General features: G+C 64.2%; 19 protein-coding genes and 1 pseudogene. 10 read left to right on the top strand and 10 right to left on the bottom strand.

Annotated features, from left to right (window positions below):
• Positions 1 to 4: 4 nt before the first annotated feature.
• Positions 5 to 3,580 carry a pyruvate:ferredoxin (flavodoxin) oxidoreductase gene (gene nifJ / locus AB5Y95_RS00420; protein WP_368159302.1) on the bottom strand — a complete coding sequence of 1,192 codons (3,576 nt, stop codon included), beginning with the start codon at positions 3,578 to 3,580 and terminating at the stop codon, positions 5 to 7.
• Positions 3,577 to 5,238, bottom strand: a complete 1,662-nt coding sequence (locus AB5Y95_RS00415; RefSeq protein WP_368159300.1) for an NAD(P)-binding protein — start codon at positions 5,236 to 5,238, stop codon at positions 3,577 to 3,579. Before AB5Y95_RS00415 ends, nifJ begins: the two co-directional genes overlap by 4 nt.
• A 376-nt stretch (positions 5,239 to 5,614) precedes the next feature.
• Between AB5Y95_RS00415 and AB5Y95_RS00410 the strand changes: the two genes are divergently transcribed.
• Positions 5,615 to 7,429: an MOSC N-terminal beta barrel domain-containing protein gene (locus tag AB5Y95_RS00410; RefSeq protein WP_368159299.1), complete on the top strand. Its 1,815-nt coding sequence runs from the start codon at positions 5,615 to 5,617 to the stop codon at positions 7,427 to 7,429.
• A 224-nt stretch (positions 7,430 to 7,653) separates the two neighbouring features.
• Positions 7,654 to 9,366 carry a methyl-accepting chemotaxis protein gene (locus AB5Y95_RS00405; RefSeq protein ID WP_368159298.1) on the top strand — a complete coding sequence of 571 codons (1,713 nt, stop codon included), beginning with the start codon at positions 7,654 to 7,656 and terminating at the stop codon, positions 9,364 to 9,366.
• 60 nt (positions 9,367 to 9,426) lie between these two features.
• On the opposite strand, the gene htpX is transcribed toward AB5Y95_RS00405, so the two are convergent.
• The 5 genes from htpX to bioB all read right to left on the bottom strand — a co-directional run bounded on the left by htpX (position 9,427) and on the right by bioB (position 14,250).
• Positions 9,427 to 10,299: a protease HtpX gene (gene htpX, locus AB5Y95_RS00400; RefSeq protein ID WP_010634511.1), complete on the bottom strand. Its 873-nt coding sequence runs from the start codon at positions 10,297 to 10,299 to the stop codon at positions 9,427 to 9,429.
• 112 nt (positions 10,300 to 10,411) lie between these two features.
• Positions 10,412 to 11,092 carry a dethiobiotin synthase gene (gene bioD, locus AB5Y95_RS00395; RefSeq protein ID WP_005299037.1) on the bottom strand — a complete coding sequence of 227 codons (681 nt, stop codon included), beginning with the start codon at positions 11,090 to 11,092 and terminating at the stop codon, positions 10,412 to 10,414.
• 83 nt (positions 11,093 to 11,175) lie between these two features.
• The gene (bioC, locus tag AB5Y95_RS00390) at positions 11,176 to 11,979 is read right to left on the bottom strand and encodes a malonyl-ACP O-methyltransferase BioC (RefSeq protein ID WP_368159296.1); all 804 of its coding nucleotides are present in this window, start codon (positions 11,977 to 11,979) and stop codon (positions 11,176 to 11,178) included.
• Complete coding sequence (gene bioF / locus AB5Y95_RS00385) at positions 11,969 to 13,165, bottom strand: 8-amino-7-oxononanoate synthase (protein WP_368159294.1); 1,197 nt, start codon at positions 13,163 to 13,165, stop codon at positions 11,969 to 11,971. The genes bioC and bioF overlap by 11 nt, the downstream gene beginning before the upstream one ends.
• On the bottom strand, positions 13,162 to 14,250 hold the full coding sequence (gene bioB, locus AB5Y95_RS00380) for a biotin synthase BioB (protein ID WP_368159292.1): 1,089 nt from the start codon (positions 14,248 to 14,250) through the stop codon (positions 13,162 to 13,164). The genes bioF and bioB overlap by 4 nt, the downstream gene beginning before the upstream one ends.
• 219 nt (positions 14,251 to 14,469) lie before the next feature.
• Between bioB and bioA the strand changes: the two genes are divergently transcribed.
• Both bioA and AB5Y95_RS00370 read left to right on the top strand, forming a co-directional pair.
• Positions 14,470 to 15,744, top strand: coding sequence for an adenosylmethionine--8-amino-7-oxononanoate transaminase (gene bioA, locus AB5Y95_RS00375; protein WP_368159291.1), 1,275 nt, complete (start codon positions 14,470 to 14,472; stop codon positions 15,742 to 15,744).
• A 133-nt stretch (positions 15,745 to 15,877) separates the two neighbouring features.
• The gene (locus AB5Y95_RS00370; RefSeq protein WP_368159289.1) at positions 15,878 to 16,720 is read left to right on the top strand and encodes a HAMP domain-containing protein; all 843 of its coding nucleotides are present in this window, start codon (positions 15,878 to 15,880) and stop codon (positions 16,718 to 16,720) included.
• On the opposite strand, the gene AB5Y95_RS00365 is transcribed toward AB5Y95_RS00370, so the two are convergent.
• Positions 16,717 to 17,067: a hypothetical protein gene (locus tag AB5Y95_RS00365; RefSeq protein WP_010634517.1), complete on the bottom strand. Its 351-nt coding sequence runs from the start codon at positions 17,065 to 17,067 to the stop codon at positions 16,717 to 16,719. The two genes, AB5Y95_RS00370 and AB5Y95_RS00365, sit on opposite strands and share 4 nt — an antisense overlap.
• 193 nt (positions 17,068 to 17,260) lie before the next feature.
• Here AB5Y95_RS00365 and asnS point away from each other — a divergent pair, with 193 nt between their 5' ends.
• From asnS to AB5Y95_RS00350, 3 genes are all read left to right on the top strand, one after another.
• The gene (gene asnS / locus AB5Y95_RS00360) at positions 17,261 to 18,661 is read left to right on the top strand and encodes an asparagine--tRNA ligase (RefSeq protein ID WP_005299016.1); all 1,401 of its coding nucleotides are present in this window, start codon (positions 17,261 to 17,263) and stop codon (positions 18,659 to 18,661) included.
• A 376-nt stretch (positions 18,662 to 19,037) separates the two neighbouring features.
• Positions 19,038 to 20,381 carry an anaerobic C4-dicarboxylate transporter gene (locus AB5Y95_RS00355; protein ID WP_005299013.1) on the top strand — a complete coding sequence of 448 codons (1,344 nt, stop codon included), beginning with the start codon at positions 19,038 to 19,040 and terminating at the stop codon, positions 20,379 to 20,381.
• Between the two features lie 132 nt (positions 20,382 to 20,513).
• A complete protein-coding gene (locus AB5Y95_RS00350; protein WP_362818901.1) occupies positions 20,514 to 21,170 on the top strand; it encodes a hypothetical protein in 657 nt (218 codons plus the stop codon).
• Positions 21,171 to 21,260: 90 nt separating this feature from the next.
• Here AB5Y95_RS00350 and AB5Y95_RS00345 read toward each other — a convergent pair.
• Both AB5Y95_RS00345 and dcuC read right to left on the bottom strand, forming a co-directional pair.
• A pseudogene (locus AB5Y95_RS00345) lies at positions 21,261 to 22,399 on the bottom strand (M20 family metallopeptidase).
• An 84-nt stretch (positions 22,400 to 22,483) separates the two neighbouring features.
• Entirely contained in the window at positions 22,484 to 23,860 is a 1,377-nt protein-coding gene (dcuC, locus tag AB5Y95_RS00340) for a C4-dicarboxylate transporter DcuC (protein ID WP_368159288.1), read from the bottom strand.
• Between the two features lie 286 nt (positions 23,861 to 24,146).
• Here dcuC and AB5Y95_RS00335 point away from each other — a divergent pair, with 286 nt between their 5' ends.
• From AB5Y95_RS00335 to AB5Y95_RS00325, 3 genes are all read left to right on the top strand, one after another.
• Positions 24,147 to 24,461 (top strand): hypothetical protein, encoded by a 315-nt coding sequence (locus AB5Y95_RS00335; RefSeq protein WP_005298999.1) that lies wholly within the window; start codon positions 24,147 to 24,149, stop codon positions 24,459 to 24,461.
• Between the two features lie 316 nt (positions 24,462 to 24,777).
• Positions 24,778 to 25,689 (top strand): LysR family transcriptional regulator, encoded by a 912-nt coding sequence (locus AB5Y95_RS00330; protein ID WP_042050437.1) that lies wholly within the window; start codon positions 24,778 to 24,780, stop codon positions 25,687 to 25,689.
• Between the two features lie 196 nt (positions 25,690 to 25,885).
• Positions 25,886 to 26,236 (top strand): ArsC family reductase, encoded by a 351-nt coding sequence (locus tag AB5Y95_RS00325; protein ID WP_368159287.1) that lies wholly within the window; start codon positions 25,886 to 25,888, stop codon positions 26,234 to 26,236.

Here is a 26,236-nt window from a genome sequence, read left to right as displayed (position 1 = left end):
ATCATCACACCGGCGGATGGAACTGGCTGGCCTCGCGGGTGGCCATCTCCTCGTAGGTGGCCCACTTCTGCCACGCCACCTGTTGCGCCACCAGCATCAGCCGCTGCGCTTCTTCCGGATGGCTCTGGGCCAGCACCCGATAACGAGTCTCCTCCTGCCGATATTCGGCAAGCGGAATGGAGGGGCGCAGGCTGTCGAGGCTGAAGGGGTTCTGCCCGGCACTGCGCAATACCGGGTTGTAGCGCATCAGCGGCCAGTGGCCGGAGGCCACGGCGCGTTTTTGCTGGGTCAGGCCAAACTCCATATCGATGCCATGGGCAATGCAGTGGCTGTAGGCGATGATGAGCGACGGGCCCGGATAGGCCTCCGCCTCACGCAAGGCCTGCAGCGCCTGCTGCGGGTTGGCCCCGAAGGCGATGCGAGCAACATAGACGTTGCCGTAGGAGATGGCCTGCAACGCCACATCCTTCTTAGCCAGCGTCTTGCCCCCCGCCGCGAACTTGGCGACGGCACCGAGCGGGGTCGATTTCGACATCTGGCCGCCGGTGTTGGAGTAGACCTCGGTATCCATCACCAGCACGTTCACATCCCGCCCGGAGGCGAGCACGTGATCGAGCCCCGCCGAACCGATGTCATAGGCCCAGCCATCGCCACCGATGATCCAGACCGAGCGACGCACTAGCTGATCGATAAGCGAGAGCAACTCGCGGGCTTTGCCGGATTTCACCTCTTCCAGCCGCTCGCGCACTTGCGCAACACGGGTGCGCTGGGCGCGGATCTCCGACTCCAGCCGCTGCGGTGCGCTAATCAGTGACTCGACCAGCTCTGCGCCCAGCTCTTCCTTCATCGCCTGCAAGGCCGCCACCGCCTGACCATGATGCTGATCGGCGGTGAGGCGAAAGCCAAAGCCGAACTCGGCGTTGTCCTCAAACAATGAGTTGGACCAGGCCGGCCCCTTCCCTTCGCCATTCTTGGCCCACGGCGTGGTCGGCAGGTTGCCGCCATAGATGGAGGAGCAACCGGTGGCGTTGGCCACCAGCATGCGATCGCCAAACAGCTGGGTCAGCAGCTTGAGATAGGGGGTCTCGCCACAACCGGCGCAGGCACCGGAGAACTCGAACAGGGGCTCGAGGAACTGGGCACCGCGCACCGTGGAGAAATCCACCCGCTCGCGGGCCGGCCACGGCAGGCTCTCGAACCAGCGCAGTGCCTGTTTCTGGCCAGCCAGATGCGGCGCCTTGTCCATCATGGCGATGGCACGCTCGCCCTCATGACTCTCATCTTCTCCGGCCCGCACCGGACAAGCCTGCACACACTGGCCACAACCGGTGCAATCCTCCGGATAGAGCTGCAAGGTGTAGCGGCTGTCGGGGAAGCCCCTGGCGGTGACGGGCACCGACTGGGCGGCCTCGGGAGCGCTCGCCAGCCAGTCCTGATGGTAGAACTTGGCCCGCAGCGCCGCGTGGGGGCAGACGAAGACGCAGTTGCCGCACTGGATGCAGATATCGGAGTGCCAGATAGGGATCTCGCGGGCGATATCCCGCTTCTCGAAGCGGCTGGTCGCGGTGGGGTAAGTGCCATCCACCGGCAGCATGGAGACAGGGATCAAATCGCCGCGCCCCGCCAGCATCTCGCCGGTGACGCGCTGGACAAACTCGCTGCCCCCCGGCGCCAGCGGCAAGGGGTAGTCGCTCGCCACCTCCTCACCGGCTGGAATGGCCACCTGGTAGAGGTGGGCCAGGGTGTCGTCCACCGCCGCGAAGTTGCGCTCGACTACCTCGGGCCCCTTGCGGGCATAGCTCTTTTCGATGCTCTTCTTGATAAGGGCGATCGCCTCGTCCCGCGGCAAGATGCCGGCCAGGGCGAAGAAGCAGGTCTGCATGATGGTGTTGATGCGATTGCCCATGCCGTTTTGCTCGGCCACCCGATCGCCGTCGATGCAGTAGAGCCGGATATTGAGGGCCCGGATGCGGGCGCGCAGCCGCTCGGGCAGCTCGGCCCAGACCCGGTCGGGCTCATGGGGAGCATTGAGCAGCAGGGTCGCCCCCTCGGCGGCAAACTCCAGCAAGTCCACCGACTCGACAAAGCCCCACTGGTGACAGCCGATAAAGCTCGCCTGCTCGATAAGCCAGGGGGCGTCGATGGGCTCGGGGCCAAAGCGCAGGTGGGAGACGGTGCGCGAGCCCGACTTCTTGGAGTCGTAGACGAAGTAGCCCTGGGCGTGGAAGCCCTCCAGCTCGCCGATGATCTTGATGCTGTTCTTGTTGGCGCCCACTGTGCCATCGGCGCCGAGGCCGAAGAAGAGCGCCCGCACCCGGCTGGCAGGCTCCAGATCACCGATGGGGTGCCAGGCCAGACTGAGGCCCGACACGTCATCGACAATCCCCACGGTAAAGCGGGGGCGCGGCGAATCAGATGCCAGCTCCTCGAACACCGCCGCGCACATGGCGGGGGTGAACTCCTTGGAAGAGAGGCCATAGCGACCGCCGCTCAGCCACGGCAGCCGCTTGATAAGACCGCGCTGCAAGCCATCGATGAGGGCGCTCTGCACATCCAGCAGCAGCGGCTCACCGCCCGCCCCCGGCTCCTTGGTGCGATCCAGCACAGCGATGCGACGCACGCTCGCGGGCAGCGCATCGAGCAGCGCCTGTACCGGGAAGGGGCGATAGAGGCGAATGACCAGTACCCCGGTCTTGCGATCCTGCCGGTTGAGCCAGTCCACGGTAGTGCGGGCGGTGGCAGCCCCCGAGCCCATCAACACGATGACCTCGGTGGCATCCGGGGCGCCGTGATACTCTACCAGCCGGTAGTGGCGGCCGGTCAGCTCGCCGAGGCTATCCATGCACTGCTGCACCCGCGCCGGCACCGCCTCGTAGAAAGGGTTGACGCTCTCGCGGGACTGGAAATAGGTATCCGGGTTCTGGGCGGTGCCGCGCATCACCGGATGATCCGGGTTGAGGGCCCGCGCGCGGTGGGCGCGCACCCAGTCGTTGTCGATAAGGGCCCGAATTTCATCTTTGTGCAGCGCAGTGATCTTGTTCACCTCGTGGGAGGTGCGAAAGCCGTCAAAGAAGTGGATAAAGGGCACCCGGCACTGCAGGGTGACGCTGTGGGCGACCAAGGCCAGGTCCTGCGCCTCCTGCACCGAGCCGGAGGCGAGCATGGCAAAGCCGGTGCTGCGCGCCGCCATCACGTCCTGATGGTCGCCAAAAATCGACAGCCCCTGCGCCGCCAGCGAACGGGCCGCCACATGGAACACCGCCGAAGTCAGCTCGCCTGCGATCTTGTACATGTTGGGCAGCATCAGCATCAGCCCCTGACTGGCAGTGAAGGTGGTGGCCAGCGCCCCCGCCTGCAGGGCGCCGTGCACGGTACCGGCCGCCCCCCCTTCGCTCTGCATCTCCACCACGGTAGGGATGTTGCCCCACAGGTTGGTCTGCCCCTCGGCGGCCCAGGCATCGGCCAGCTCGGCCATGGTCGAGCTCGGGGTGATGGGATAGATGGCGCACACTTCGCTCAGCTGATACGCCACCCGGGCCGCGGCTTCGTTGCCGTCAACCATGATCAGTTCGTGTTTCATAGGGACTCCTGTGGTTGGCGCAGCTCGATGGCGTGGCAGGGACACTGGTCGTGGCAGGCACCGCAGCCGGTACAGCGCTCGGCATCCACCTGATACCCCAGACCCGGCCCCAGCTTGGCAATGGCCTGCTCGGGGCAACTGCCATAGCAGCCGTCGCACTCGAAGCAGTTGCCGCAGGAGTAGCAGCGAGCCGCCTCATAGCGGGCCGCCGTCTCGTCCAGTCCGCCGATGATCTCGCCAAAGTCGTCCCGCGCCGAGGGCGGTTTGACCGGCTGGCTGCTGGCGGGGGCGTGGGTCTGGAACCAGAGCTGCAGCTGCTCGGGCCCAACCAGCGGCTTCCCTGCCTGCAAATAGGAGAGCGGCTTGTGGTAGAGGCGACCGCGCAGCCAGGCATCCATGTGGCGCGCCGCCTTCTTGCCGTGACCGGTGGCGATGGTGACGGTGCGCTCGGAAGGCACCATGTCACCGCCGGCAAACAGACCCGGTACATCCGTCATCAGGTTTTCGCCAACCTGCACCACCCCTTCCTGGTTGACCCGCACGCCGGGGATGCTCTCCAGCACGCTCAGGTCCACCTCCTGACCCAGCGCCAGAATGAGGGAGTCCGCTTCGAGGGTTTCAAACTGGCCGGTGGGCACCGGCTTGCCATGCTCGTCGAGGGTCATCACCTCCACTTCGATATTGGTGTTGTCGAGCTGGCGGATGGTGCGCAACCAGTTGATCTTGATCCCCTCCTCCTCGGCCTCGTCGGCTTCGAAGGCGTGGGCCGGCATATGATCCCGGTCGCGGCGGTAGATGATCATCGCCTCCTCCACCCCGAGACGACGGGCGGTGCGGGCCGCGTCCATGGCGGTGTTGCCGCCGCCGTAGATGGCCACCCGCCGTCCCAGTTTGGGTGGCGGCAAGCCCTGCTCCTCGGCCAGGCTGGCCTGTTCGAGGAAGCTCACCGCATCAAGGATCTTACCCGCCTCCCGGGCCGGAATGTCGACCCGCTTGGCCAGGTGGGCGCCGATGGCCATGAAGACGGCGTCAAAGCCCCCCTGGTCGCGCTCGCGCAGCACATCCTCCACCTTGTGGTTGAGGGTGAGGGTGACGCCAGCGGCGACGATGCGGGCCACCTCCCGATCCAGCACCTCGCGGGGCAGGCGGTAAGCGGGAATGCCAAAGCGCAGCATGCCGCCGGCGAGCGGGCCCGCCTCGCGGATCTCCACCTGATGGCCGAGTCGGTTGAGGTGCCAGGCGCAGGAGAGGCCGGAGGGGCCGGCGCCTATGATGAGTACCTTCTTGCCGCTGGCGGGCGCGGGGGCTGCAGGCTGCCAGCCCCGGGCCAGCGCCTCGTCGCCGAGAAAGCGTTCGATGGCATGAATGGAGACGGCATCATCCACCTGGGCCCGGTTGCAGGCGCTTTCGCAGGGGTGATAGCAGACCCGCCCGTGGACCGCAGGCAGGGAATTTTCTTCGATGAGAGTCTGCCAGGCCGCCTCGAAGCGGCCCGCTTCAGCCAGGGCAAGCCAGGCCTGGATGTTCTCGCCAGCCGGGCAGGCATGATTGCAGGGTGGCAGGGCCGGCCGCCAAACGGGTAGCCGAGTACGGACCGGACCTGTTCCCGTCTTCTGGGAGAGATCCGGCGGTGGGGTCATATCCAGTTGTTTGCTCATACATTGCTTTCTTCTTTTTGGGTGACAGGCCCCATCCGAATGCACTTGATACCGTTTAACCGAAGCGGACGGTGGCCGGAGAGGGAAGAAGCGAAAGCGTCAGAAACTGGAAGCTGACTCGATAATGGACTGATTTTTGTACTGAATGACGGATCAGGATCAAAAAATGTTGCACTTTATGAGGTATGGAGTGCACAACGTGACCCGTGTAACATCTTGCCCGTCTGCAGGAACTCCGCTCGGGCTCACGCCTCGCAAGCGACACCGCACCGTCGGCGACCCCGAGTGAACGCCATCCCTGCAACCATTGCTGCACGGAACGGGGCTCGCCCGCTTCTCTCCTGCACTGGAACCGCCACCGCACAAGGACCCGGCCATGCCCACACTCGCCAGCATTCATCTCTACCCCATCAAGTCGACGGCAGGCATGCCACTGACCCGCGCCCTGGTCACCGAAGAGGGGCTGCAGGGGGATCGCCGCTACATGGTGGTCAAACCGGACGGCAGCTTCATCACCGCCCGCACCCATCCCCAGCTGCAGCAGGTGGTGGCCACCCCCATCGAGGGCGGCCTGCAGCTGCGCTATCCGGGCTTCGAGCCGCTCACCCTGCAAGAGACCGAGTTCAGCCGCGCGTCCCGCGCCACCGGCGTCTGGAAAGACAGCTTCAACGCCCTGCACACCCACGCCCAGGCCGATGCGTGGCTGAGCAAGGTGGCGGGGGAGCCGGTGCAGCTGCTCTGGCTTGGCGAAGAGTCTGCCCGCTTTCGGGAGAAGACCGGCACCCGGGTCAGCTTTGCCGACGGTTACCCCCTGCTGCTGATAAGCCAGGCCTCTTTGGAAGATCTCAACCTCAGATCCGACGCGCTGCACCAGATGAGCCAGTTTCGCACCAACCTGGTAGCGAGCGGCACCCTCCCCTTCGAAGAGGACGGCTGGAAGCGGATCCGCATCGGCGAGGTGGAGTTCTTGGTGGCCAAGCCCTGCAGCCGCTGCATCATGACCACGGTGGAGCCGGGCACGGATCGCTTCAATGCCCTGAAAGAGCCGCTGGCCACCCTCACCCGCTACCGGCGCGGCGAGGATGGCGAGGTCTACTTCGGTCAGAACCTGGTGGCCCTCAACGAGGGGTGGATTGAGGCGGGCAGCGAGATCGAGGTGCTGGAGCGCGCCCGTGCCCCTGTCTACCCCAACGCGGCCCCGAAAAAACGGGAGCTGGTGTGCGTGGCCCGCGAGCCGCTGGCGCGGGATCTGGAGACCTTCTGGTTCGAGGCGGCCGATGGCGAGCCCCTGCCCGACTACCTGCCGGGCCAGCACCTGCCCATCAGCCTGGACATTGGCCTGGGTCTGCGGCGCGAGCGCCTGCAGCGCCGCTATACCCTGAGCTCCACCCCGGAGCAGCCGGAGCGTTACAGCATCAGCGTCAAGAAGGTGGGGGGCGGCCGCATCTCCCACTGGCTGCACCAGCAGTTGCAACCGGGTGACCGTCTACTGGCCGCCAACCCCGCCGGCGAATTTCATCTGGGCCGGGATCGCAATCTCTTGCTGCTCTCGGCGGGCTCGGGGGTCACTCCCATGCTCTCCATTGCCCGCACCTTAGGCTTGCGCGGTGAGCTCGGCAGCGTGCACTTCATGCACCTGTGCCGCAGCGAGGCTGACATTCCCGCCGCCGGCGAGCTGCACGCCCTGGCGCAGCAGGGGATGACCCTCACCCTGATCCTGAGCCAGCCCGGCGAGCAATGGCAGGGGCTCAGGGGGCGCCTCGGCGATGAGCATCTCGCGCTTGTCAAGAAGCTCGCCGAGCGGGAAGTGTTTATCTGCGGCCCCCACGGCTTTATGGCCGATGCGGCCACCAGACTGGCCGCCCTTGGCGTGCCGGCCGGGCGGATCCGCCAGGAGAGCTTTGGCGGCGCTATCCTCTCCCTCTCCCGCCCCCATCAGGCGGTGCAGCTGCGCATCGGCGAGCAGGCGTTTACCGGCAACAATCAGGGCACCGTGCTGGATCAGGCCCACAAGCAGGGGGTGGAGCTGCCCTGGAGCTGCCGCGCCGGCATCTGCGGCAGTTGCAAGCAGACCCTGGTCTCGGGTGAAGTGGCTCACCCGGATGCCCCGGCCATCACCGCCGCCGAGCGGGCCGCGGGCAAGATCCTCACCTGCTGCGCCGTCCCCCTCACCGACATCGTCATCAAATAAGGTGATCGAGGCACAATAATACCGCCGGCCGGGAGCATGCTCCCGGCCGCGCTTTTCCCCTCCTTTGCCTTCGCGCCTCCTTTCTCGCACCTTTTCGCCGACCCGCCGCAGCCTTGGCGAAGAGCGCTCCTATACTCACTGCAACAACAATAAAACCCCACAGAAGTACCGGCCTTCGCCGCGTGACAAAGGGGGTTATCGGTGAGAATAAGGACGCTCAAACCATGGAACAGAACAGACCCGCCTTTCAGCTCAATCTGCTGCTCTCAGTCATCACCCTGATCCTGCTGTCGCTGGTGTTTTTTGCCTACAGCTGGTCGGGAAAACAGATGGAACAGAGCTATCAGCAACGCTACCAATCCTATCTGCTGGCCGATGAACTGCGGCAATCCTCCGACGATCTGACCCGCCTCGGCCGCACCTATGTGATCACCAAGGATCCCGCCTACGAGCAGCAATACATGCGGATCCTGGCCATTCGCAACGGGGAGCAGAACCGGCCGCAGGGCTACAACCGCATCTACTGGGACTTCGTCGCCGCCAACGGCCAGAACCCACGGCCCGACAGCCAGGTGCGCCGCGGCCTCATCGATCTGATGAAGGATGCCGGCTTTACCGAGGGCGAGCTGGCCAAGCTCAACGAGGCCAAGAACAACTCGGATGCCCTGGTCAACACCGAGGTGGCCGCCTTCAAGCTGGTGCAGCAGACCGATGGCGATCTGGCCGCCAACCAGCAGAAGGCCATCGCCATGATGCATGACAAGGCCTATCACCAGAACAAGGGGCGCATCATGTCCCCCATCGACGACTTCTACGTCATGATGGAGACCCGCACCCAGCAGGCGGTGGATGACGCCACCAGCCAGTCCGCCATGCTGCGCTACCTGTTCATCGCGCTCGGCCTGGTGTTGATGTTCTTCCTCTGGCGCACCTACAAGGCGCTGATCGACCTGGTCGGCACCTCGGTCGATCAGCTCAGAAGCGATCTCAACCACCTGGCCGAGGGTGACTTCTCCCAGCCCATCAAGGTGCCGGCCGGTGCCAAGGAGAGCCTGATCGGCCTGCTCGCCACCATGCAAAGCACCCTCAAGGGGATCATCGCCCAGGTCTCCCACTCCAGCGAAGAGCTCTCAGGCTCGGCCGACAGCATCGCCCAGATAGCGGAGCAGACCGCCCAGTTCGCCACCTCCCAGCAGACCAGCACCCAGACCATGGCGGCCGCCATCGAGGAGCTGGTGGTGAGCATCAGCCACCTCTCTGACAACGCCACCCACGCCGACGAACTCAGCAACATCTCCGCCAACACCCTGGAAGAGGGCTCCGGGGTCATCAAGCAGACCCTCGACAGCATCCAGAGCATCTCGGATACCGTCTCCAACGCCGCCAGCAGCATCGCGGATCTCAACAGCCACACCCAGCAGATCTCGGAGATCATCGAGGTGATCCGCGGCATCGCCGATCAGACCAACCTGCTGGCCCTCAACGCCGCCATCGAGGCGGCCCGGGCCGGCGAGCAGGGACGCGGCTTTGCAGTGGTGGCCGACGAGGTGCGCAACCTCGCCAGCCGCTCGGCCGCCTCCACCCAGCAGATCACCGGCATGATCGGTAAAATTCAGAGCGGGGCGGACGCCTCCATCCGCAGCATGGAGAACACGGTCAACAACGTCTCCCGCGGGGTAAGCCTGGCCAGCCAGACCGGCGCGGCCATCGCCAGCATCCAGGATCACGCCTCCAACCTGACCGGCCTGATGGGGGAGATCAGCCACACCCTGCGCGAGCAGTCCACTGCCGCCAACGAGGTGGTCTCCACCGTCGGCAACATCACCTCCCTCTCCGAGCAGTCGGGGGATGCCGCCCGCCACGTCTCGCAGGAGGCGGCCAAGCTCAAGCAGCTGTCACGGCTGCTGCGCCAGGAGATGGCCCACTTCAAGCTGTAGCGCAAAGCGCACAAAGCAAAACGGCTGCCCGAGGGCAGCCGTTTTCATTGGCACTTTCGCTTAACCGCGCAGGGCGGCGATGCGCTGCTCGATGGGCGGGTGGCTCATGAACAGCTCGCTCATGGAGCGCTTGCCGTTGATGCCGAACGCCATCATGGAGCCTTCCAGCTGCGGCTCGGCACCGCGGGAGAGGCGCTCGAGGGCGGCGATCATCTTGTCGCGACCGGCCAGCTTGGCGGCGCCGGCGTCGGCGCGGAATTCACGCTGACGGCTGAACCACATGACGATGATGGAGGCCAGCACGCCGAACACCATCTCCAGCACGAACACGGTGATCATGTAGGCAAAACCGCCGGTGCTGCTGCTCTCTTCCTCGTTGTTGGAGCTGAAGAAGTTGCTGATGACGCCAGCCACGATGCGGGCGAAGAACATCACGAAGGTGTTCACCACCCCCTGGATCAGGGTCAGGGTCACCATGTCGCCGTTGGCCACGTGGCTCACCTCGTGGGCCAGCACGGCTTCCGCCTCGTCACGGCTCATGCTGTAGAGCAGACCGGAAGACACAGCGACCAGCGAGTCGTCACGGCGGGCGCCGGTGGCGAAGGCGTTCATCTCGGGGGAGTCGTAGATCCCCACTTCCGGCATCTTGATGCCCGCTTCACGGGCCTGACGGGCCACGGTACTGACCAGCCAGTGCTCGGTCTCGTTGCGGGGTTGCTCGATGACCTGGACGCCATAGCTGCGCTTGGCCATCCACTTGGACATCAGCAAGGAGATAAAGGAACCCCCAAAACCGAACACGGCGCAGAACACCAACAGACCGGAAATGCTGGACTTGTTGATCCCCAGAACCGAGAACAGGATATTGAGTACCACCCCCAGCACCAGCATGACGGCCAGGTTGGTCACCAGGAATAGCATAATTCGCTTCATATTGACTCCTTGTGAGATATGGATGCGTGGCCCGTCACCAGTTCGCTGCCGGCCGGGCCACACCTGTCACGCATAATAGACAGTTTCTATGAATGTTCGCTGAATGTCGGATTCAGAGCAGGGGCGAAATGTCGAGTCGCCCGCGCAGATCAGCCTCGAGCGGATTGTTTACAAAGGGTATTTCACCTAAAAACGGGGCCGGCAGCAAGCCCCGCAGGGTGTCCAGATTCTCCTGATAGTGGCTCATGGAGCCGTGCAGCCGGTTGATGACCCAACCCGCCACCGGCAGGTTGTTGTTGCGAATGGCGGCGAAGGTGAGCAGGGCATGGTTGAGACAGCCCAGTTTGGCCCCCACCACCATGATGACCGGCATGTTCTCCTGCTTGACCCAGTCCGACAGCAGGTGCTTGCGATCGAGTGGCAGGAACCAGCCCCCCGCCCCCTCCACCACCACCAGTTCGGCCCCCGCCTGCTCAATCTGGCGCAGCCCGTCAGACAGCCCCTTCAGGGTGATGGCGTCGCGCGCTTCGCTGGCGGCGATATGGGGCGCAATGGGTGGCTCGTAGGCGTAGGGATTGACCAGATCGTAGGGCAGCGGCAGGCTCGCCGCCTCCTGCAGCAGCACCGCATCCAGATTGCGCAGTCCCTCCGGGGTGCGGGCACAGCCGGCGGAGACGGGCTTGTAACCGGCACAGCGGATGCCGTGCGCGGCGAACTCCAGCAGCAGGGTGCGGGCGACCAGCGTCTTGCCCACATCGGTATCGGTGCCGGTGACGAAGAAGGATTTGACCATGTTGACTCCTCAATACGGCGCAGGTGCCCGGGCTCGATACGGCGGGGCACCCGCAGCTCAATTCTCTCGGCCAAGACCGCCGGTTAACGGCGGATCAGCTGGCCGAGGCAAACCTGATAACTGGCGGCCAGCAGACCGTCCGGCTGACGATGAGCCTCATAGGCCTGGCTCAGACGCAGCAAGCGCTGACGGCTGCCAAGGCCGGTATGACGCTCGTCATTGACCTGGCTGGCGCCGATCCCCTTGAGATCGCGCAGCAAGCCGTTGAGTTCGGGGTAGCCGAGCGACCAGGTCAGGCTCTCCAGCGCGGGGGCGACAAAACCGCCGGCGGCGATGGCATGCTGCAATTGTGGCAGGCTGAGGAAGCGATTGACATGATCACTCTCGTCAACCGTGCGCCAGGCCTCACGCAATTGCCAGAGCGACTCGGCCAGCAGGGTCGAGAACAGCAGCCGGCCGCCGGGTTTGAGCACCCGGTACAGCTCGGCAAAGGCCTGGGCCGGCCGCTCGCACCACTGCAAGGCCAGGCTGGAGAAGACCCAGTCAAACGTCTCGTCGGCAAAGGGGAGCTGCTCGGCATCGCCGCACAGCAGGCGGGCGCCGCTGCCGCGAAGGGCCGCCTGCGCCAGCATGCCGGGGGCGAGATCCAGCCCGGTCAGCTCGCTGCAGCGCCCGGCCAGAGTCGGCAGAAAGAAGCCGGTACCGCAGCCCAGATCGAGCCCGCGACCTTCCAGCCCCTCATGCATACCCGCCGCGCTCATCCGCACCAGCAGCGCCTGCCCCACCTCCTGCTGGAAGCGGGCGTGGGCATCGTAGTGACGGGCGGCGGCGCCAAAACGGCGGGCAAGCTGGGCCTTGTCCACCGCCTGAAAACGCTCATGGAGCATAGGCGCCCCCTCTCTCGTCAGTGGCTTGGCAGGGACCGAGGGCATCGAGCAGGCGATCCACGTCCTGTACGCGGTGAGCGGCGCTCAGGGTGATGCGAAGGCGCGCCGTGCCTACCGGCACCGTGGGCGGGCGGATGGCACTCACCCAGACGCCGCGCTCCCGCAGCCGCTCGGCCAGTTGCAAGGCGGCCCCGCTCTCCCCCACCAGCAGCGGCTGGATGGGGGTATTGCTGTCACCCAGCCGCCAGCCCAGCGCCTGCGCCCCTTGTCGGAAACGGGTGATGAGTTCATCAAGATGGGCACGGGCCTCGTCGGCGGCACGCACCAGTTCGATGCTCTGGTGCACGGCGCAGGCCTGGGCCGCCGGCATATGGGTGCTGTAGACGTAGTGGCGGGCGAAGTTGACCAGATACGCCACCAGCTCGCGACTGCCGCCCACAAAGGCGCCTGCCACCCCGAGCGCCTTGCCAAAGGTGCCCATCTGGATGTGCACGCCGGCCGGGTTCACCCCCTGTGCCGCCAGGGTGCCGCGCCCTTGCGGCCCCAGCACACCGAGGCCGTGGGCATCGTCGATCATCAGCCAGTTGCCGCTCTGGGCGGCCAGTTGGCTAAGCTCGCGCCAGGGGCCCTGATCCCCGTCCATGCTGAACACACCCTCCGAGACGATCAAGCCTCGACTTGGCTCAAGCTGCCGCTCAAGGACCGCCATATCGTTGTGACCGAAGCGCTTCATCTTGCAGGGCAGCTGACTGCCCATCTCCTGCAGGGAGGCGTGGTTGAGCCTGTCCTGCCACAGCAGATGCTCCTTGCCGAGCAGGGCCTTGAGCACCGCCTGATTGGCGGAAAAGCCGCAGTTGAACAACAGCACCGCCTCCAGTCCGAGCCACTCGGCCAGCGTCTCTTCCAGCTGCTGGTGGGCCCGGCTGTAGCCGGTCACCAGCGGCGAGGCTCCGGCCCCCGCACCATAACGCTCGATGCCCTCCTGGAAGGCGACCTTGATGGCGGGGTGATCCGCCAGCCCCAGATAGTCGTTGGCGGAAAAGTTAAGGTATTCTCGCCCCCCAACCTTGAGGCGCCCGCCACTCGCGCCGTCGGTGGCAACGCGACTGCGCAGCAGGCCGGCCTGTTCGCGTTCGGCCAGCGCTGCGCTCAACTCAAAGGGGCCCGTGACTGCGGGGCCCTTCATGACCGCGCGGCTCCAGCACGGGGGCGAGTGGCGTCATAAAACATCTCGGCGGGTTCGCTCTGGCGACTCACCTCGGCCAGCAGCTCCTCTTCTTGAACCTGATCCGGCTTCTGGGCCCGCTGGGCGGGGCGAATACCGAGGCGCTTGAACAGCTGCATGTCGCTGTTCTCGTCCGGGTTGGGGGTGGTCAGCAGCTTGCAGCCGTAGAAGATGGAGTTGGCCCCCGCCATAAAGCACATGGCCTGCATCTGCTCGTTCATCTTCTCCCGCCCGGCGGAGAGGCGCACGTGGGAGGCCGGCATCATGATGCGTGCCACGGCGATGGTGCGGATAAATTCGAACGGATCCAGGTTCTCCAGGTTCTCCAGCGGCGTCCCCTTCACCTTGACCAGCATGTTGATGGGCACGCTCTCCGGGTGGCGCGGCAGATTGGCCAGCGCCATCAAGAGGCCCGCCCGATCTTTTGCCTGCTCGCCCATGCCGACGATGCCGCCGGAGCAGACCTTCATGCCGGCGCCGCGCACGTGCTCCAGAGTATCGAGCCGGTCCTGATAGGTGCGGGTGGTGATGATGTCGCCGTAGAACTCCGGCGAGGTGTCGAGGTTGTGGTTGTAGTAGTCAAGGCCGGCGGCGCCGAGGCGCGCCGCCTGATCGGCGGTGAGCATACCCAGCGTCATGCAGGTCTCCATGCCGAGTCCGCGCACCTCCTCGATCATCCGCAGGATATAGGGCATGTCCTTCTCTTTGGGGTTGCGCCAGGCGGCCCCCATGCAGAAGCGAGACGAGCCGTTGGCCTTGGCTTCGCGGGCCCGCTCCAGCACTTTCTCCACCTCCATCAGCCGCTCGGCCTCAAGGCCGGTGTGATAACGGGCGCTCTGGGGGCAGTACTTGCAATCCTCCGGGCAGGCACCGGTCTTGATGGAGAGCAAGGTGCTCACCTGTACTTCGTTCGGATCGAAATGGGCGCGGTGCACGGTCTGGGCCCGGAACAGCAGGTCGTTGAACGGCAGGGCAAACAGGGCCTGAACCTCGGCGAGGGTCCAGTCGTGACGAAGGGCGTGAGCGCCCGCGGTGACAGCATTCATACATGGCTTCCAATTGTTATAAGTGGGATCCTGCGCCGCCTTGCTTGCAAGACCTCTTTGCAAAAGGTCCTTGCAAGAGAGAAGCGCAAAACCCGCCACCTGGCCCGGGCGAACAGGGATGCGCGCAGGGCCAAGTGGCTGAAATTGTTGGCTAGTGTAGAGAGCGCGCGTAGACTGTCAACACCGACCAGATCAAGCCAGTTGACAACAGAACAACAAATGACCAACCAAGAATTCGATTTGCACCATGTGTGGCACCCCTATACCTCTCTCACCCACCCCCTGCCCTGCTATGAAGTGGCCAGCGCCAAGGGGGTGACCCTCACCCTCAGCGACGGCCGCGAGCTGGTGGATGGCATGAGCTCCTGGTGGGCCTGCGTGCACGGCTATCAGGTGCCCGAGCTCGATGCGGCCGCCACCGCCCAGCTCGGCAAGATGTCCCACGTGATGTTTGGCGGCCTGACCCATGCCCCGGCGGTGGAGCTCTGCCGCAAGCTGGTGGAGATCACGCCAGCTGGGCTGGATCGGGTGTTTCTGGCGGATTCCGGCTCGGTGGCGGTGGAGGTGGCGCTCAAGATGGCCCAGCAGTACTGGCACGCCAAGGGGACGCCTCGCGCCAAGTTCGTTGCCCTGCGCGGCGGCTATCACGGCGACACCTTCGGCGCCATGAGCGTGTGCGACCCGGATGGCGGCATGCACGAGCTCTACCAGGGCTTCCTGCCCGAGCACCACTTTGTCGAAGCCCCCAGCTGCCGTTTCCACGCCGAGTGGGACGAGCAGTGCGTGGTGGAGCTGGCGACCCTGATGGCGGACCATCACGAGGAGATCGCCGCCATCGTGCTCGAACCCATAGTGCAGGGGGCGGGCGGCATGCGCTTCTACCACCCCCGCTACCTGCAGTGGGTGCGCGCCCTGTGCGACGAGTTCGGCGTGCTCTTGATTGCCGACGAGATAGCCACCGGCTTTGGCCGCACCGGCCAGCTGTTTGCCTGCGACTGGGCCGGCATCAGCCCCGACATCATGTGTCTGGGCAAGGCGCTCACCGGCGGCTATCTGACGCTGTCGGCCACGCTCACTACCGAACATGTGGCTCGCACCGTGTGTGATGGGAAGGCTGGCGTCTTCATGCATGGGCCGACCTTTATGGGCAACCCGCTGGCCTGCGCCGTGGCCAACACCTCCATCGAGCTGCTGCTGGCCTCGCCTTGGGCTGAGCGGGTGCGCGCCATCGAGCATCAACTGCGCACCGAGCTGGTGGAGCTGACCCTGCATCCGGCGGTGGCCGACGTGCGGGTGCTCGGCGCCATCGGGGTAGTGGAGATGAAGGAGCGGGTGGACGTGGCGCGCATCCAGCGCAAGTTCGTGGAGCTGGGCGCCTGGATCCGCCCGTTTGGCAAGCTCATCTACCTGATGCCCCCCTTCGTCATCAGCCCGGCACAGTTGACCGTGCTGACCGGCGCCATCGCCGCCGCCCTCCACAGCGGCGAGTTCTGAGCCTGACAGGTAGACCCTGCCGCTCAGGCAGGGTCTTTTGAATCTTTTTCATCAGAATGTGAGCAAGACACCAGACCCGGGCAGCCAAGACGCGTAGACTGCGCGGGTTTTACCCAACAGATGTACCGTTCCCATGCGCCTCTCCATTGCTGCCAAAATCAACTTCTTTCTGCTGTTCATCTTCTCCATGGTGCTGGTATTTTCCGCGGCCTATCAGGCGGTGCGCGAGCGCGACCTCATCCTGACCCTCATCAAGGAGCAGAGCCGCGAGCAGACCGAAGCCTATTTCGATGGCCTCAACATGCTGATGCTGACCGGCAAGATGGAGGCCCGCGATACCCTGCGCGACAAGTTCCTCGAGCACGCCCACGTGGAGGATGCCCGCATCGTGCGCAGCGAGGCGGTGAGCAAGCAGTACGGGGCCGTCCGCGAGCACGAGCAGTCCAAGGACAGGTTCGACGAGCTGGCACTGGCGGGTAAAGGGAGCCTGGAGGTGGTACACGACGGCATGCACAGCAAGCTGGTGGTGACCCGCCCGCTGCTGGCCAAGAAGGATTTTCGCGGCACCGACTGCACCAGCTGCCACCAGGTGCCGGAGAATACCGTGCTGGGAGCGGTGCGCTTTGATTACTCCCTCGACACCCTGTTTACCCGGGTCGAGCAGAACATTCTCACCTCGGCCCTCAGCCTCACCGTCATCTTCGGGCTGGGGCTGCTGCTCACCCTCTGGGTCATCCGTACCTGGATCGTCCGCCCTCTCAACCAGCTGACCCGCTCCATGGAGGAGGCCACCGATCTGCACGACTTCGGCCACCGGCTGGAAGGGGATGAAGGGGACGAGATTGGCCGGGTGGCGCTCGCCTACAACCAGATGCTCGACAGCGTGGAGCGCCAGCTCGGCAAGCGCTCCGCTGGCGAGCAGCCGCGGGCGGGGCAAGCGCCTTCCAGCCGCGACCGCTCCGGGCCGGCAGACTAGCCCAGGTAGTAGAACAGCAGGCTGGCGACGAGGATCAGCAGCAAGATAGCCAGGTGCACCCGCCCCGTGTCCTCCCGCCGCCGGCAGCGCCAACGCTCTGCCAGCAGCACCGCCAGGGTCAGCAGGCAGCATCCCCAGAGCCCGTGCAGCAGCCAGGGGGTGAGCTGGGGATCCCAGCTCTGGCGCACCTTGATCCCGCCATAGACCAGGAAACCGTAGGCCACCTCTGGCCGGGCGAAGTGGTAGAGGGAGAGCAGCACGATAAAGCCGCCCCAGCAGAGGATCACCAGCCCCCGCAACACCCGTGTCAGCCCGTCCGGCCCCCGTCGCCGCTCTTTCACGTCCATCCCCCGTTTCGCAGGCCCGCCAATGAAGTGATTGGCGCCGAAATCCCCCCCAGAGTCCGACATTTTTGCTTGTTTATCAAACCTGCGCGGGTAAGATGAACGGCTTAGTCTGCCATGGTGGGCCATCTGTGCCCGGGCCAGACCCCTAGTGTTGCAAATAGCGCTGCAAGAACAAGCTGGAGACAATATTTCGATGACGCACGCATCCGTAGTAGATGTGCTGGCCGGTAAGTATTCGGTCGGCACCACCCTGACAGTGAAAGGGTGGATCCGGACCCGCCGCGATTCCAAGGCGGGGATCTCATTTTTGGCCGTTTCCGATGGCTCCTGTTTCCATCCGGTACAGGCCGTCGTCCCCAATACCCTGGCCAATTACGAGAATGAAGTGCAGCGTCTGACCACAGCTTGCTCCGTCGAAGTGACCGGCACCGTGGTCGAGTCCCAGGGCAGCGGCCAGGCGTTCGAACTGCAGGCCACCGAGGTCAAGGTGGTAGGCTGGGTCGAAGATCCGGACACCTACCCCATGTCCGCCAAGCGCCACAGCATCGAGTATCTGCGCGAGCAGGGCCACCTGCGTGCCCGCACCAACATCGTCGGCGCCGTGACCCGGGTGCGCAACTGCCTCTCCCAGGCCATTCATCGCTTCTTCCACGAACAGGGCTACCTCTGGATCGCGGCCCCGCTCATCACCGCCTCCGACACCGAAGGCGCCGGCGAGATGTTCCGCGTCTCCACCCTGGATCTGGAAAACCTGCCGCGCACCCCGCAAGGCAAAGTGGACTATGACAAGGACTTCTTCGGCAAGGAGACCTTCCTGACCGTATCCGGCCAGCTGAACGTCGAGACCTATGCCTGCGCCCTGTCCAAGGTCTACACCTTCGGGCCGACCTTCCGCGCCGAAAACTCCAACACCAGCCGCCACCTGGCCGAGTTCTGGATGGTGGAGCCGGAAGTGGCCTTCGCCGATCTGGAAGACAACGCCGCGCTGGCCGAAGCCATGCTGAAGTACGTCTTCAACGCCGTGCTGAGCGAGCGCCGCGACGATCTGGAGTTCTTCGCCCAGCACGTGGACAAGGACGCCATCGGCCGTCTGGAGCGTTTCGTCGCCTCCGACTTCGCCCAGATTGACTACACAGACGCCATCGAAGTGCTGAAGAACTGTGGCAAGAGCTTCGAGTTCCCGGTCTCCTGGGGTATCGATCTCTCTTCCGAGCACGAGCGCTACCTGGCCGAAGAACACTTCAAGTCACCGGTAGTAGTGAAGAACTACCCGAAAGACATCAAGGCCTTCTACATGCGCCTCAACGACGACGGCAAGACCGTTGCCGCCATGGACGTACTGGCCCCGGGCATCGGCGAGATCATCGGCGGCTCCCAGCGTGAAGAGCGTCTCGAGGTGCTGGATGCCCGTCTGGCCGAGATGGGCCTGAACAAGGAAGACTACTGGTGGTACCGCGACCTGCGCCGCTACGGCACTGTGCCGCACTCCGGTTTCGGTCTGGGCTTCGAGCGTCTGGTGGTCTACGTGACCGGCATGGGCAACGTGCGCGACGTGATCCCTTTCCCGCGTACCCCACGCACCGCCGAGTTCTGATTACGGGACTTTGCCGACAAAGCCGACCTCAGGGTCGGCTTTTTGTTGCCCGCTCCCCTGCCACCGGCTTGTCTTGGCCACAATTAATCACTTTTTTTGCAACAAACCGCTCCCCTCGCCTTTTTATCCTGCTACCCTGCCCGCCTTCAAGCTCCATACGATGCCGCCTGTTACCCCTAAAATAACAAAAGGGTTAATACGTGGTTTTTATGGCGTTAAATCAAAAAGCGATGAGTTATTGAAGTACCTCAATTTTTTGCCCCCTTGTGGCAGGCAGAATAACCACTAACCCTTTAGGGCTAAATAAAAAACAGACAATCCCGGTCCATGCGCCCAACACAGCACTTACATGGATTAAATAACGCGAGGTAATGGAATGATCTTGATGGAATTTTTGGTGGTACTCGGCTGCTTGCTGCTGGGTACCCGGTTTGGCGGCATGGGGCTGGGTCTCATCAGCGGCATCGGTCTGTTCCTGCTGACCTTCGTGTTCGGTCTGGTGCCGGGCGAACCGCCGGTGCAGGTGATGCTGACCATACTGGCGGTGATCGGTTGTGCCGCCACCCTGCAGACCGCCGGCGGTCTCAACCTGATGATGCAGGTGGCCGAGCGTCTGCTGCGCCGTCACCCCCAATACATCACCATACTGGCCCCGCTCACCACCTGGACCCTCACCTTCCTGTGCGGTACCGGCCACGTGGTCTACACCATGTTCCCCATCATCGCCGACATCGCGCTGCAGAAGAACATCCGTCCCGAGCGCCCGATGGCGGTGGCCTCCGTCGCCTCCCAGATGGCCATCTGCGCCTCGCCGGTCTCGGTGGCCGTGGTCTCCATGGTCTCCATCCTGGCGGCCGGTCACGGCATCGGTCAGGCCTACGGTCTGCTCGACATCCTGATGATCGCCATCCCCTCCTCCCTGACCGGCGTCATCGTCGCGGCCCTCTGGAGCCTGCGCCGCGGCAAGGACCTGGACAAGGACGAGGAGTTCCAGGCCAAGATCCAGGATCCGGAGCAGCGCGCCTTTATCTATGGCGGCGGTGAAACCCTGCTCAACACCAAGTTCCCGAAAGAGGCCTACTGGTCTACCTGGATCTTCTTCGCCGCCATCGCTGCCGTGGTACTGCTGGGGGCCAACGAAGGTCTGCGTCCGGTCTTCACCATCAAGGACAAAACCGGCCCGCTCTCCATGAACCTGGTGATCCAGATGATGATGCTGATCGCCGGCGCCATCATACTGATGCGCTGCAAGGTCAAGCCGGGCGAGATCGCCAACGGCGCCGTCTTCAAGGCGGGCATGGTCGCCATCTTCTCCGTGTTCGGGGTCGCCTGGATGAGCGAAACCTTCTTCCAGGCACACATGCCGCTGCTCAAAGAGACCCTGGCCCACGTGGTACAGGCCCAGCCCTGGACCTACGCCCTGGTGCTGTTCCTCATCTCCAAGCTGGTAAACAGCCAGGCCGCGGCGCTGACCGCCATCGCCCCCATGGGGCTGGCGCTGGGGGTCGAACCCAAGCTGCTGATCGCCTTCCTGCCGGCGAGCTACGGCTACTTCGTGCTGCCGACCTACCCGAGCGATCTGGCCTGTATCGGTTTCGACCGCTCCGGCACCACCCGCATCGGCAAGTTCATCATCAACCACAGCTTCATCATTCCGGGGCTGATCGGGGTGGTGACCTCCTGCTCGCTGGGCTTTATCCTGACCAGCATACTGCTCTGACGGAGTCGCACCGCGCAATCCGTTCCACAGGCCCCCGCTCGGGGGCCTGTGCTTTTCGCTCACCTTCCTGCTTTGCCAACCGCCCGCACTCTGGGTAGCATGACCCCTCTTTTTCTTTGCGGAATCTCCCCCATGTCTCGCGTCATCGTGCTCTGGAGCGGCGGCAAGGATGCCATGCAGGCCCTCTGCCATGCCCGTGAAGCGGGTCATCAGGTGGTGGCACTGGCGACCTTTGCACCTCCCTCGCCCCGCTTTCTGGCCCATCCCCTGTCGCAAGTGCGTCGACAGGCGGCGGCCCTCGGGCTGCCCCACCTGCTGGTCACCATAGAGGCGCCGTTCGATCTCGGTTATGAGCGGGCGCTGACCAAGCTCAAGGAGGAGTGGCAACTGGATGGGGTCGTCACCGGCGATATCGACAGCGTGGCCGGCGCGCCGAACTGGATCCGCGAGCGTTGCCGCCCGCTTGGCCTCACCGTCCACACCCCGCTCTGGCAGCAACCCCGCGAGGCGCTGCTGGCGGATCTGCTGGCTCGCGGCATCGTCGCCCACCTCTCCTGCGTCGATACCCGCTTCCTGCCCCCCGAGTGGGTGGGACGCACCCTCGATGCCGCCACCCTCGCCGAGTTGCAGCAGCTGGCGGCCACCCGGGGCTTCGATGCCTGCGGCGAGCAGGGGGAGTACCACACCATGGTGACCGACGGCCCGGGTTTTGCGGCGCCGCTGGTGCTGGGCCGCTGGCAGGTTGCCCGTCAGGAAGGGCTTGCCTATCTGCTGGAGGATGAAGGGTAGCGCGCAGTTCCGTTCGACCTGTCTGCACCGGTACAACAGATAAAAAACGGGAGGCGATGGCCTCCCGTTTTGCTTGTCCTTAACGCCGACCTATTTGGCCAGCTTGCCCAGCACCCGCTGCAGCAGGCGGATGCGCGGCGCTATGCTCTCCAGCAGCAGGAACTCCGCCTCCGAGTGGAAGCCGCCCCCCATGGGACCGAAGCCATCGAGCGACGGTACCCCGGCCGCGGCCGTGAAGTTGGCATCCGAGCCGCCGCCGGCCTCCAGCCAGTTGAAGGAGATCCCCTCCTCTTTCGCTGCCGCCTCCACCAGTGCCATCAACGCCTCGGTGTCGCCGCTCGGGCGCATCGCCGGCTTGAAGCTCTGGCGATCCACCTCGACCCGGCAACCGGCGAGGAAGGGATTGTTGGCCATGAAGGTGAGCCGCTCGTGCACGGCGGCCGCTTCGTCATTGCTCCAGAAGCGCAGGTCAACGATCGCCTCGGCAAAGTCCGGCACCACGTTGACGCCGGTCCCTCCCTGCACCACCCCCACGTTCATGGTGGTGCCGGTATCGAGGTTGACCTGCTGGTTGATGGCGAGCACCCAATGAGCGAGCTCCGTGATGGCGGAGATCCCCTCGCTCAGCGCCGAGCCGGCGTGGGAGGCCTTGCCGTGGAAGGTGATGCGGTACTTGGCATTGCCCTTGCGGGCGCTGATGAGATCCCCGTTCGGGCGGGCCGCCTCGGCCACCAGCACGCACCGCTCTGCTTGGCTTTTTCCACCAGCCACTCTTTGGACCAAGGGGAGCCTATCTCCTCGTCACAGTTGCAGCAGACCAGCACCTTGAGCCTGGCCAGCACGGCCGGGTCCATCCCCTTGAGGGCATACCAGGTGGAGAGCAGGCCGCTCTTCATGTCCGACACGCCGGGGCCAAAGGCCTGATTGCCTTCGATTTTCAGCGGTCGCTTGGCCGCCGTGCCCTCGGGGAAGACGGTGTCCATGTGGCCCACCAGCATCACGTCGTAATGGCTGGCGCCAGGGGCATTGGTTGCCTCGAGGCAGGGGCCGCACTCGGCGGCAAACTGGTGGCGGGTCACCTGCCAGCCGATGGCCTCATATTTCTCGGTCATGATGTCGGCCACCGTCGCCACCCCGGCCGGGGTGCGAGTACCGCAATCGAGGTTGATGAGGGGGGCCAGATCCGCCAGGTAGGCGTCCAGGGAAAAAGCGTTGCGAGAGTCTGTCATTGTCATCTCCTGGGACGGGAGGGTACGCCTCCCGTCCGACAGCCGAGTGAAAGGGGCGAACGACCCATGCCGTCCGCCACCCGCTTACATAAACAGCAGATAGTTGAGGGTGAGCGCCGTCACCAGGGCGCCGGCCATGGGCACGCAGGTGCGCTTGACCACCACGAAGGGGGAGACCTTGGCGATGCCCGCGCAGGCGATCAGCACAGCCGCGATGGGGGAGACGGTGCGCCCTATGCTGGAGACGAGCTGCATCGGCAACAGCATGGTCACCGCCGGCACGCCGAACTTGGCCGCCACCGCGGGGGCCAGGGTCGAGAAGCTCAAGAAAGCCGCGTTGCCCGAGCCCATGATGACCGCCGCCACCATGATGAGTCCCACCATCACCAGCGTCATCAGGCCGCTGCCGATACCGGCATTGCTGGCAGAGTGCAGCAGGGTGTCGATGGCGCCGATGGCTTTGAGGGATTCGGCAAACAGCTCGGCACAGACGATGAGCGCCACCACGGGGCCAAACACCTTGCCCATGCCGTCGAGGAAGCTGGAAAGCCCGGCAAAGGCGCTGCGCACCGAACGGGTACGCAGCAGCTCGCACAGCATGCCGATAAAGACCGACAGCAGCATGGCCACCTCCACGCTCATCTTGATGTCGCTCACCAGCAGCTTGGAGAAGGTCATCATCAGCACGAAGGGGATGATGGGCAGCAGGCAGTACCAGGTCGGTGCGGGCACCTCGTCTGCCCCTTTCTCGTCCAGCTCGGCGTGCTCGCCGCGATGCTGGGCCGGATCCCAGCCATCCTGGCGGTCACAGTGCCGCTGCCAGAAGAAGTGCAGCACCATGGTCACCAGCAGCATGGGGGCCACCAGCCAGATCTGGTAGTCGACGAAATAGCTGGTGGGATCCATGCCGGACTGGCCGGCGGAGAAGATGGCGTTGGTCTGGGTCGGGCCGATTTCGAACGCCTGGGAGGTGGCGATGACACCGCAGGCGGAGGCCGGGCTGATGCCGAGGTTGCGCATCACTGGATACATGGTGACCATCAGCAAGAGGCCAAGGCCGGTGGCGGAGGTGACGAACAGGGAGACAAAGACCGCCACCAGGTAGCAGATGGCCAGCATCAGGTAGCTGGACTGGATGCCCGCCACCGGTTTGACCGCCACCCGCACCAGCGCCTGGGAGGCGCCGATATGGGACATGTAGGTGGCAAAGCCGGCCACCGCCATGATGGTGAGGCCGAGGCCCGCCGCCCGGTAGGAAAAGATCCCCTTGAACACTTCAAACAGGTCGAACAGGGCGAAGCCGGTGCTCTTGTCAGCGGGCAGAATGGGGTGCAATCCCAGCCAGTAGGCGACGGTGAAGATGGCCATGCCGGCCAGTGCCAGCACCGCCTGCGGGTTGTAATCCTTGACGATGCCGTAGACCACGGCCAGCAGGACGAGCAAGACGAAGACGAGTTCCAAATATTCACTCCTGATAAAGTTATCGAGGAGCGAAATCTAGTGGTCCGACCGCGCTTTCCCATTGATCCCTGTCAAGAAAGATGGCTTGACCGCACTTCGATAAAATAAAATGCTACACACTTAACAAAAAACGGTCTTTTAAACTAAAGGCAAACCTTTAGAATCCCTTTGCCACGCGTTCTGGCGAATAACCTCAGGCTTTTTTGCTTTGGATCAACGTCAGGGGCCAGTGAACTGGCCAAGATGCGCAACGACACACAGAGACCGTTTCGCGCCGGAGAGAGTTATGACAGACCGAGCCACCGCAGGCATGACGACCTGCGACTACAAGCTATGGGACATCCTCGTCGAGTCTGCAAAGGAACGCACCACCATTCGTTACTCCAAGCTGGCCAGGCAGGCCGGGCTGGAGAATTGCCAGGATGAGCTGCGCACCCTGTTGCAACGCATCCGCATGTACTGCACCGAGCATCAGTTGCCGATCCTCTCCGCCATCGTGGTGGACGATGTGGGCAAATATACCGGCCTCTCCTCCAGTCTGCCGGACGCCCCCTGGGAGCGGGCCAAGGTGTTTGACTACCAGTGGCCGGTTGCGCCCTGAGTGCTCAGCCCCTCACCATAACGCGCCCACCGGCGCGTTTTGTACTTCTTCGGGCCCCTTTTTCCTGAACCGCAGGCAAAAAAAACCCGCCGAGACGGCGGGTACTAAGCAAGCAACGCTCTGGATGACCAGAGTAAAGAGTTCAGGCTGTCGAATCTTGCCACCTCCGGCACCACGCGAAAGAGGTAACAGGACAACATGGGTTTGCATAAATCGCTGATTTACCCAAGCTTCATGCTGACCATCGACGGGAAATGAGACTAAAGTGAAGGCCCTGCTTAAGGAAATGATTTATTAGTATTCCATTATGCACAGAATGAATTTACGAGGCGTCGACCTCAACCTGCTGGTAGTGCTCAAGGCACTGCTGGAGGAGCGCAACACCACCAAGGCCGCCGAACGGCTCGCCATGAGCCAGCCGGCCGTCAGCCGGGCACTGGCCCGTTTGCGTCTGCTCTATGACGATCCCCTGCTGATCCGCACCCCCCAGGGCATGGAACCCACCGCCCGGGCAGAGGCCTTGCTGTTGCCGCTGCGAGAGATCCTGCGCGACATCGAGCAGACCTTCAGCCCGCCAGAACAGCTCGACCCCGCCCAGTTCGAGGGGGTGCTGCGCATCGGGGCCCACACCTATGTGGAATACGTGATGATGCCGAGCCTGCTGGCCCGGCTGCAGCAGCAGGCACCCAACCTGCGCATCCACATGGTGCCGCTCAATGCGGACTACGAGAGCCAGCTCGACGAAGGGGTCATCAGCATGGTGATCAGCAAGCAGGACGAGGTGCCCGGCCGTTTTCGCCGCATCCCGCTGTTCGAGGACAAGCTGATCTGCGCCGCCCATCGCAGCCATCCGCTGCAGGGCCAGGTGCTGTGCATCGAATCCTTCGCCCAGGCCCAGCACCTGCTGGTCGCCCCCCGCGGCAGCGAAGGGGGCATCGTCGATGATCTGCTGGCCGCCCACGGCATGACCCGACACACCCCCTTGATCGTGCAGAGCTTTCTGGCCGCCCCCTTCATCCTGCCCTGTGCTCCTCTGCTGCTCACCTCCCCCGCCCGGGTGCTGCGTCCGCTGATGCCGCTGCTGGATCTGGTGGAGTACGAGACCCGCTTCACCCTGCCCACCTTCGAGGTGAGCCTCATTCGCCATCGTCGCGACGACAACAACGCCATGCTCAACTGGTTCGAATCCGAACTGCACCTCTGGTGTCGCACCCAGAGCGAACTCTGATACCCGCCGGCGCGTCCTGCGCCGGGTACTTTTCCCCTCTTCCCAGGCCCGACCAGCGCCTCGCCTCACCTCCCCCATGCGCATCGGCGTTGCCTTGGGATCGCCACAATGCCAGAATCGGGCCTCTTCTTGATTTCCCGTTTCAGGACTCAAGTTTCGGCTTTCCGGGCCCATGCCCGCAGACAAAGGACTCCCCATGGCCACCACCCTCTATGGCATCAAGAACTGCGACACCATCAAGAAAGCCCGCAAGTGGCTGGAGCAGGCCGGCATCGACTACCGCTTTCACGACCACAGGGCCGACGGTCTGAACCCGGCCGACCTCGACCGCTGGCTGGACCAGCTCGGCTGGGAGGCGCTGCTCAACAGCCGCGGCACCACCTTTCGCACCCTGCCGGACGAAGCCAAGCAGGGGCTCGACACCGCCAAGGCGCGCGCCCTCTTGCTGGAGCACCCGGCCATGATCAAGCGCCCGTTGCTGGACCGAGACGGCGAGCTGACCCTGGGCTTCAAGGCCGATCACTACCAATCCCTCTTCTCTCGTTAA

The sequence above is a fragment of the Aeromonas sp. R5-3 genome (genome assembly GCF_040908225.1).
In the GTDB taxonomy this organism is placed as follows: Bacteria; Pseudomonadota; Gammaproteobacteria; order Enterobacterales; family Aeromonadaceae; genus Aeromonas; species Aeromonas dhakensis.
Note: the sequence above shows the minus strand (reverse complement) of the source record. Positions and strands in the feature narration are given on the sequence as shown.

Bases quoted from the DNA above. Each gene is read 5' to 3' on its own strand.
- nifJ (WP_368159302.1), bottom strand. From the start codon at position 3,580: ATGAAACACGAACTGATCATGGTTGACGGCAACGAAGCCGCGGCCCGG.
- AB5Y95_RS00415 (WP_368159300.1), bottom strand. From the start codon at position 5,238: ATGAGCAAACAACTGGATATGACCCCACCGCCGGATCTCTCCCAGAAG.
- AB5Y95_RS00410 (WP_368159299.1), top strand. From the start codon at position 5,615: ATGCCCACACTCGCCAGCATTCATCTCTACCCCATCAAGTCGACGGCA.
- AB5Y95_RS00405 (WP_368159298.1), top strand. From the start codon at position 7,654: ATGGAACAGAACAGACCCGCCTTTCAGCTCAATCTGCTGCTCTCAGTC.
- htpX (WP_010634511.1), bottom strand. From the start codon at position 10,299: ATGAAGCGAATTATGCTATTCCTGGTGACCAACCTGGCCGTCATGCTG.
- bioD (WP_005299037.1), bottom strand. From the start codon at position 11,092: ATGGTCAAATCCTTCTTCGTCACCGGCACCGATACCGATGTGGGCAAG.
- bioC (WP_368159296.1), bottom strand. From the start codon at position 11,979: ATGCTCCATGAGCGTTTTCAGGCGGTGGACAAGGCCCAGCTTGCCCGC.
- bioF (WP_368159294.1), bottom strand. From the start codon at position 13,165: ATGAAGGGCCCCGCAGTCACGGGCCCCTTTGAGTTGAGCGCAGCGCTG.
- bioB (WP_368159292.1), bottom strand. From the start codon at position 14,250: ATGAATGCTGTCACCGCGGGCGCTCACGCCCTTCGTCACGACTGGACC.
- bioA (WP_368159291.1), top strand. From the start codon at position 14,470: ATGACCAACCAAGAATTCGATTTGCACCATGTGTGGCACCCCTATACC.
- AB5Y95_RS00370 (WP_368159289.1), top strand. From the start codon at position 15,878: ATGCGCCTCTCCATTGCTGCCAAAATCAACTTCTTTCTGCTGTTCATC.
- AB5Y95_RS00365 (WP_010634517.1), bottom strand. From the start codon at position 17,067: ATGGACGTGAAAGAGCGGCGACGGGGGCCGGACGGGCTGACACGGGTG.
- asnS (WP_005299016.1), top strand. From the start codon at position 17,261: ATGACGCACGCATCCGTAGTAGATGTGCTGGCCGGTAAGTATTCGGTC.
- AB5Y95_RS00355 (WP_005299013.1), top strand. From the start codon at position 19,038: ATGATCTTGATGGAATTTTTGGTGGTACTCGGCTGCTTGCTGCTGGGT.
- AB5Y95_RS00350 (WP_362818901.1), top strand. From the start codon at position 20,514: ATGTCTCGCGTCATCGTGCTCTGGAGCGGCGGCAAGGATGCCATGCAG.
- AB5Y95_RS00335 (WP_005298999.1), top strand. From the start codon at position 24,147: ATGACAGACCGAGCCACCGCAGGCATGACGACCTGCGACTACAAGCTA.
- AB5Y95_RS00330 (WP_042050437.1), top strand. From the start codon at position 24,778: ATGAATTTACGAGGCGTCGACCTCAACCTGCTGGTAGTGCTCAAGGCA.
- AB5Y95_RS00325 (WP_368159287.1), top strand. From the start codon at position 25,886: ATGGCCACCACCCTCTATGGCATCAAGAACTGCGACACCATCAAGAAA.